The organism is Bradyrhizobium sp., from assembly GCF_049581145.1.
Classification (GTDB): domain Bacteria; phylum Pseudomonadota; class Alphaproteobacteria; order Rhizobiales; family Xanthobacteraceae; genus Bradyrhizobium.
In genome coordinates, this window is the sequence record NZ_JBAURI010000935.1 from 1 (window position 1) to 7,706 (window position 7,706).

7 protein-coding genes and 1 pseudogene are annotated in these 7,706 nt (G+C 61.9%); 6 read left to right on the forward strand and 2 right to left on the reverse strand.

Features of this window, described 5'->3' with window-relative positions; genetic code table 11:
- The 6 genes and pseudogenes from WCB02_RS30545 to WCB02_RS30570 all read left to right on the forward strand — a co-directional run.
- Positions 1-241 (forward strand): annotated as a pseudogene (locus WCB02_RS30545) (flagellar motor protein PomA); the annotation flags it as partial.
- A 33-nt stretch (positions 242-274) separates the two neighbouring features.
- The gene (locus WCB02_RS30550; RefSeq protein ID WP_423963894.1) at positions 275-1,105 is read left to right on the forward strand and encodes a flagellar motor protein MotB; all 831 of its coding nucleotides are present in this window, start codon (positions 275-277) and stop codon (positions 1,103-1,105) included.
- Positions 1,106-1,354: 249 nt separating this feature from the next.
- Positions 1,355-3,280, forward strand: a complete 1,926-nt coding sequence (locus tag WCB02_RS30555; RefSeq protein ID WP_423963896.1) for a potassium transporter Kup — start codon at positions 1,355-1,357, stop codon at positions 3,278-3,280.
- A 157-nt stretch (positions 3,281-3,437) separates the two neighbouring features.
- Entirely contained in the window at positions 3,438-3,764 is a 327-nt protein-coding gene (locus WCB02_RS30560; RefSeq protein ID WP_423963898.1) for a rhodanese-like domain-containing protein, read from the forward strand.
- A 9-nt stretch (positions 3,765-3,773) separates the two neighbouring features.
- Positions 3,774-4,937, forward strand: coding sequence for an aminotransferase (locus WCB02_RS30565; protein ID WP_423963901.1), 1,164 nt, complete (start codon positions 3,774-3,776; stop codon positions 4,935-4,937).
- Between the two features lie 11 nt (positions 4,938-4,948).
- Positions 4,949-6,061, forward strand: a complete 1,113-nt coding sequence (locus WCB02_RS30570) for a polyamine ABC transporter substrate-binding protein (protein WP_423963904.1) — start codon at positions 4,949-4,951, stop codon at positions 6,059-6,061.
- Positions 6,062-6,187: 126 nt separating this feature from the next.
- On the opposite strand, the gene WCB02_RS30575 is transcribed toward WCB02_RS30570, so the two are convergent.
- Together WCB02_RS30575 and WCB02_RS30580 are read right to left on the reverse strand one after the other, a co-directional pair.
- Positions 6,188-7,198, reverse strand: a complete 1,011-nt coding sequence (locus WCB02_RS30575; protein ID WP_423963906.1) for a SphA family protein — start codon at positions 7,196-7,198, stop codon at positions 6,188-6,190.
- A gap of 317 nt (positions 7,199-7,515) precedes the next feature.
- Positions 7,516-7,706 (reverse strand): hypothetical protein (locus WCB02_RS30580; protein ID WP_423963908.1); only part of this gene is annotated, 191 nt, incomplete at its 5' end.

Here is a 7,706-nt window from a genome sequence, read left to right on the forward strand (position 1 = left end):
GTTCATGGCGACCGCATTGCTGGCGACGCTTTACGGCGCAGTGATCTCGAACCTGGTATGCCTGCCGCTCGCCGACAAGCTGCATGGCAAACTGCTCGACGAGGAGACCAATCGCACCCTGATCATCGACGGCATCCTGATGATCCGCGACTCCAAGAGCCCGACCTTGGTCCGGGAGATGCTGCTCGCCTACCTGCCGGAAAAGCACCGCCACGAAGAGGGTGAGCCGGTGCCGGCCTGAAGCAGCGCGTAGCGGGGGTCCTGGAAGCACACGATGGCCAAGAAGAAACGCGGCGATGCGCATGGCGGAGGGCACGGCTGGTTCGTGACCTTCGCCGATCTCATGGGGCTGATGATGAGCTTCTTCGTCATGCTCACCGCATTCTCCACCATGGACAACAACAAGCTGAAGATCGTCGCCGGCTCGATGCGCGATGCGTTCGGCGTGCAGACCCAATCGCGCTATTCCGGCATCATCGAATCCGACGGGATTCCGACGCGGCCGAAACTGAAGAACACCGCCCATGTCAGCCCGGAGGAAGCCTCCAACACGCCGACTCCGGACGAGCAGGAGCGCAGCCGCGTCGCCGGCGCCAAGCTCAAGGTCGATCGCGAATTCGCGCTCGCCTCGGCCTCGTTGCGACAGGCGTTGCAGGACATGCCGGAACTGACGGAAATCTCGAAACACATCATGTTCGAGGAGACCAAGGAGGGGCTCAATTTGGAAATCATCGACCAGGACGGCCGCTCGATGTTCGCCGATGGGTCCAGGGAACCCTATGACCGGACGCGCCGGTTGATCGAAAAACTCGCAATCCCGCTCAAGCAGACTCCGCTGCGCGTCCAGATCACTGGCCATACCTCGGCGGGCTTCGTGCCGACGCATGGCGACTACGGACCGTTCGACCTGTCGGCGGATCGGGCCAATTCGGTCCGACAGATCCTGGAACACGAGGGTCTGCCCGCGTCCCACATCTACTCAGTCTCGGGCAAGGCAGACACCCAGCCGTTATTCCCCGACGATCCGTCGCTGTCGGCGAACCGGCGCGTCACCATCACCCTGATGCGGGAGGATCCGGCATTGCCCCCCGATCTGAAACCGTGACGGCGACTACCATCATACCATATTGCCTGCCAGCGTCCGTCCAGGTCATTGACGGCGTCGCCTGACGTCCCACATTGAGGCGGGTCAAGGCGGCGGCATCGAGGTGGTATAAATCACGCTGCGGACGGAAACTTTATGCCTTTTCGCATGCCGCCGTTCTAAAATCAGGCTAGGCTATCTTGCCAGCTCAGGATTATAAGCCGCCTCCGTTGCCCAGGATGCAGTGAAGCCCTTTGAGGCCCAGTTCCCATGACCAGTGAAGTTGCGGGTCGCGCGCCGGAAACGGTGGCGGCCAACGGGCATGGTGATGCCCATTCCACCGCCGGCTTCGGTGCGCTGATGCTCGGCAGCATCGGCGTGGTCTATGGCGACATCGGTACCAGCCCGCTCTACGCGCTGCGCGAAGCCGTCGTCGCGGCGACGGGCGGGGGTGAAGTCACCGCCCAGCCGGTGCTCGGCGTGGTCTCCTTGATCCTCTGGACGCTCATCATCCTGGTGACCCTGAAATACGTGGTCATCCTGCTCCGCGCTGATAACCATGGCGAAGGTGGAACGCTGGCGCTGATGGCGCTGGCGCAGCGCGGGGTCGCTCCCGCCGCCGTCGGCACGATCGTGCTGTTGGGCATCATCAGCGGGGCCCTGTTTTACGGCGATGCGGTGATTACGCCGGCGCTATCGGTGCTGTCGGCGATCGAAGGCATCAAGCTGGTCACGGAGGCGTTCGATTCCTATGTCGTGCCGCTGACCGTGCTCATCCTGCTGGTGCTGTTCGCGGTGCAGTCGCGCGGCACGGCGCGCGTGGCCGCGTTCTTCGGGCCGGTGATGTTGCTATGGTTTCTCATCATCGGCCTCGCGGCGATCCCTTCTATCGTTCGACAGCCCGGCGTGCTGCTGGCGATCAATCCGCTGCTCGCGCTGTCGTTCATGCTGCATCATGGCATCATCGGCTTTGTGACGCTTGGCGCGGTATTTCTCGCCGTCACCGGCGCCGAAGCGCTGTATGCCGATCTCGGCCATTTCGGCAAGAAGCCGATCCAGACTGCGTGGCTCTCGATCGTGTTGCCGTCCTTGGCGCTGAACTACCTCGGGCAGGGCGCTCTCGTCATTGCCGACCCGAAGGCCGTCCAAAACCCCTTTTTCCTGATGTTTCCGGACTGGGCCCTGTTGCCGATGGTCACGATCGCCACCCTGGCCACCGTCATCGCGAGCCAGGCCGTGATCACCGGCGCCTATTCGCTGACGCGCCAAGCCATCCAGCTCGGCCTGTTGCCGCGATTTGAAATCCGCCATACCTCGGAATCGCATTCCGGCCAGATCTACATTCCGCGCATCAACAAGCTTTTGCTGATCGCGGTGGTGCTGCTGGTGCTGATGTTCCGCTCGTCCAGCGCGCTGGCCTCGGCCTACGGCATTTCGGTGACGGGCACCATGGTGGTCACGGCGATGATGGGCTTTGTCGTGATCTGGAAGGTCTGGAAGTGGTCGCCGCTGGCGGCCGCCGCGCTGATCGCGCCATTCCTGATGCTGGATCTCACCTTTCTGGCCGCGAATCTGCTCAAGGTGCTGGAAGGCGGCTGGGTGCCGCTCGCGCTCGGCGGCTTCGTGATGCTCTTGATGTACACTTGGCGGCGCGGCAGCCGGCTGTTGTTCGAGAAATCGCGCAAGCTCGAATTTCCGCTCGCCGATCTGGTCGCGATGCTGGAGAAACGGCCGCCGCAGCGGGTGTCGGGCACCGCGGTGTTCCTGACCAGCGATCCCCTGAGCGCGCCGACGGCGTTGATGCACAGCCTCAAGCATTACAAGGTGCTGCACGAGAAGAACGTCATCCTCACCATCGACTCCGCGGCGACCCCGCGCGTCGACCCGTCCGAGCGGGTCAAGCTCGAGCAGATCAGTCCGACCTTCTCCAAGGTGACGCTGCGGTTCGGCTTCATGGAATCGCCCAACGTGCCCAAGGCGCTCGCCATTGCGCGAAAACTCGGCTGGCAGTTCGACATCATGTCGACGTCGTTCTTCCTGTCCCGTCGCGCGCTCAAGCCGGCGGCCCATTCCGGCATGCCGCGCTGGCAGGACCACCTCTTCATATCGCTGAGCCGGACGGCCAACGATGCTACCGACTATTTCCAGATCCCCAGCGGGCGGGTGGTCGAGGTCGGAACGCAAGTCACCATTTGACGGCCAGCAACCGAGTGCCGCCATTTGAGGTTCGGTTGTGGCTCTAACCGCTTCGCGACGCTTGATTTTCGCCGCGTGAGGGGTGAGGTTGGCCTGCGGCATGTCCGGGCTCAGGCGCGGTGCCGGGCTCGTCGGAGCAGATCATTGGAGGAATTGCGTGGCTCAGCAGGTGCACGATTTGACGCCGGATGACGTATCGAAGGGGATGGCGGAAGGGCGCTATCTTCTGGTCGACGTGCGTGAGCCGAACGAAGTCGCGGTCGAGGCCTATCCCGGCGCCGTGGTTGTGCCGCTGTCGAGCTTCGATCCGAAGGCCATTCCGGACCCGGCCGGCAAAATGGTGGTGTTTGCCTGTCGCTCGGGCAAACGCTCGGTCACGGCGTCGCTTGCCGCCCAAGCCGCCGGGTTGCCCTACGACAAGCACCTCGCAGGCGGCATGCTGGGCTGGAAGGCCGCAGGGCTGCCGACCAAGACCGGCGGCTGACGTCTCCTCATGAGATCCATGAACAAGGTCTTCGCGGACCTGCCTGTCACGATTTTCGAGGCGATGTCGCAGCTCGCGCGCGACAACAAGGCGATCAATCTCGGCCAGGGGTTTCCCGACGATCCGGGACCCGAGGATATCCGCCGGGCCGCGGCGGACGCGGTCATGGACGGCTATAATCAATATCCGTCGATGATGGGCATTCCGGAGCTTCGGCAGGCCATTGCCAGCCATTATGGCCATTGGCACGGGCTCGAGCTCGACCCGGCGACGGAAGTCATGGTGACGTCGGGCGGCACCGAGGCCTTGACCTCGGCGATCCTGGCCGTAGTCGAACCCGGCGACGAAGTCATCGTGTTTCAGCCGGTGTACGATTCCTATCTGCCGATCATTCGGCAAGCCGGCGGCATTCCGCGCCTGTTGCGGCTGGAGCCGCCGCATTGGCGGCTCTCCGAAGAGATGCTGCGGAGCGCCTTCAACCGCAAGACCAAGGCGGTGCTGTTCAACAACCCGCTCAATCCGGCCGCCGTGGTCTACCCACGCCAGGATCTCGAACTGCTTGCCCGCCTCTGCCAGGAATTCGACACCGTCGCGATCTGCGACGAGGTCTGGGAACACGTGGTGTTCGACGGCCGCGACCATGTTCCGCTGATCACCATTCCCGGAATGCGCGATCGCACCATCAAGGTGGGCTCCGCGGGCAAGATCTTTTCGTTGACGGGATGGAAGATCGGCTTCGTCTGCGCCGCGCCGCCGCTGTTGCGGGTCGCGGCCAAGGTGCACCAGTTTCTCACCTTCACCACCGCGCCCAATCTGCAGGCCGCGGTCGCCTACGGCCTCGGCAAGCCGGACCAGTATTTTTTCGACATGCGCAGGGAACTCGCGAGGAGCCGGGATCGGCTGACCGCGGGCCTGGAGCGCATCGGCTTTCCGGTGCTGCCCTCGCAAGGCACCTATTTCCTGACCGTCGACCTGTCGCCGCTCGGCCTCAACGAAACCGACGAAGCCTTCTGCAGGCGCATCGTGACCGACTACAAGGTTGCGGCGATCCCGGTATCGGCCTTCTATGAGACGGATGCCGTGACGTCGGTGGTTCGGTTCTGCTTCGCAAAAAAGGATGCAACGCTCGATACCGCGCTGGAGCGTCTGTCGGACGCGGTGCATCGCCGGTGAGAGGGGCAGGGATGAAACGCGACGGGTCCCGCTCTCTGTTCCACTTCGCTATAGCCGTCGTCACCGGGCTCGTGCTCGCCTCGCCGTCGAGGGCGGAAGACAGGGTCGTCAATTTCTACAATTGGTCGAACTACATCGCGCCCGGTGTGCTGGAGAGTTTCACCAGGGAAACTGGCATCAAGGTCGTCTACGATACGTTTGATGCCAACGAGACACTGGAAACCCGGCTGATGGCGGGGAAGTCGGGCTACGACGTCGTGGTGCCGACCGCCTACTTCCTGCAGCGTCAGATCAAGGCCAATATTTTCCAGAAGCTCGACAGGTCGAAGCTGCCCAATCTCGTCAACGCCTGGCCGATGGTGACGCAGCATCTCGCCATCTACGATCCAGGCAACCTCTATGCCGCCAATTACATGTGGGGCACCACCGGCATCGGCTACAACGTCAAGGCGGTCGAGAGGATTCTCGGTCCCGATGCCAGGATCGATAGCTGGGATATCGTCTTCAAGCCGGAAAACCTTGCCAAGTTCAAGGATTGCGGCGTCCACATGCTGGATTCCGCCGACGACATCTTCCCGGCCGCGCTCGGCTATCTCGGGCTCGATCCCAATTCGACCAGGCAGGCGGATCTGCAGAAGGCTGCCGACCTCGTCAGCAAGGTCAGGCCCTATGTCCGCAAGTTCCATTCATCCGAATATCTGAGCGCGCTCGCGACCGGCGAGATCTGCCTGGCGGTGGGCTGGTCGGGCGACGTCATGCAGGCACGCAGCCGCGCCGCCGAGGCCAAAAGCGATGTCGAGATCGGCTACAGCATCCCAAAGCAGGGCGCGCAGATGTTTTTCGACAATCTCGCGATTCCCGCCGACGCCCAGCACGTCGCGGAAGCCCATGAACTGATCAACTATCTCTACCGGCCCGACGTCGCGGCGAAGAACTCGGATTTCCTGTCCTACGCCAATGGCAATCTGGCGAGCCAGAAGCTGATCGATCCCAAAATTCTGGGCGACAAGAACATCTATCCGGACGACGCGACGCTTGCGAAGTTGTTCGTGATCACCGCGCGCGATCCGGCAACCCAGCGCATCATCAACCGGCTCTGGACCAGGGTGAAGACGGGAAGCTAGGCGAAGCGCCGATCCGAGCTTTGGCTGACCGACGCTTGCTGCAGCCGCTGCTGCAAAGAAACATGTCCCCTCTCGATAGACGATCCGTATCTACCGAAAGGAGACATGCATGACGTCGCACTTCGCCTATTTGTGGAACATCGGCTTTGTCGGCGCCGGCTGATCGGGTGCCCAGAGGCGGTAGCTCAGCGTCGCAAACACCGTCGTCCCCTCCGCGACCAGGGACGGGTCCGCACCGGTTGCTGCGACCGCTGCGGCATTGGAGGCCTTTGCCGAGACTTCCTGGGTTGCCCACACCGACAACGCAGCCGGTCCGAAATCATAACCGACAAGACCACCCACGGCCCAGACATTGAAGCGTTGGGCATTCGCCAAGATCGCGTTGGTGCCCCCTGGATAAAGACAGGTCGCTGTACAGGAATCGTTGCTGACTTGTCCCACGTAATACGCAACGGGGCCAAACGTCCATTTGCCGATGGTCTTGGTGGCGGTGAAGTCGGCGTGGAGAATATCACCCGACGTATACTGGGACACGGTATTTCGGGTGTTGAACTCCTCATAGACTGCTGCGCTCAAGTTCCAGCCGTCTTTCAGATACGACACGATGACTTCGGGCTGGAAGGTCCAGAACGCGTTTCCAGTATTGCCGGTTCCGAACACACCGTTCACGGTGCCGTCCGGTGTGTAGATGCCGACACCGGTTTTGACGGCAAAGCCGCTATCGGCAAGCTTCCAGCTCAACTCGACCGGCACGATGTAGGTGTTATGCGCGCCGCTCTGCTCCACGTTGATCGGACTGCCGAAGTTCTGCATCACGAACGGCTGCACGATGACCGCGTCGTAGGTCGCGCCCAGGAAGGTCCAGCCGGGAACGAACAGAAAGCCCTGCACGTCGACCGCGGCCTGCACGCCGGTCTTGGTGCCAATTGCCGAGGTGCCTGGCCCGGTCAGGTTCGATTGATAGGTGAACACCTGATTGAACATGTAGATGCCCGGCGGAGGGACGCCGGCGCTGGCGCCAATGAACACGCCCGCCTTGCTCTGCGGGGCGACCAACCCCTCCATCGCGTAGCCCGGCGAGCCAGAGAGGACGGCCAAGCCCGCCACGACCAATAGAGTCTTGCAGTTGAATGCCATACTTCCCCCCATTTTCATTTCTGCATGCATTGCCCGGCATCACTGCGATCCCCGGGCCTTGGCCCGTGATGGTAGTTGAGGCGGCGCGCAAGCTGCGTTGGTTGTGGCGAAATGATTACCTTCTGCCCGCAAAAGTGCAATTTTTGATCACGCAGGGGGCGATTGTTCTGCAAGGAATTCCGGTGACTGTTGCGCATATGACACGCCGTGCAAGGATATGTGACGGGAGGATGTCATCCTAACGATATGATCTATAAGCTGTTTTGCCTGATATCCCTTCTGTCGGAAAATTTGCGTCACAACGTCTCACAGTACCGCTACGGGTAGACGCAATTCGAAAAACATGATTCGCGCACTGCACAAGATGTGATTTTTGCATTGCACGCACGGACGGATGTGGCGTTTCCGGCCAGCCGATTGACGAACTGCCGGCGGTCCGCGCGCGTCGCGGACCGCGGGAAATCGCCGCGAAACACACCCACGGCCTTGGACACGGCTTGCTCTGTTG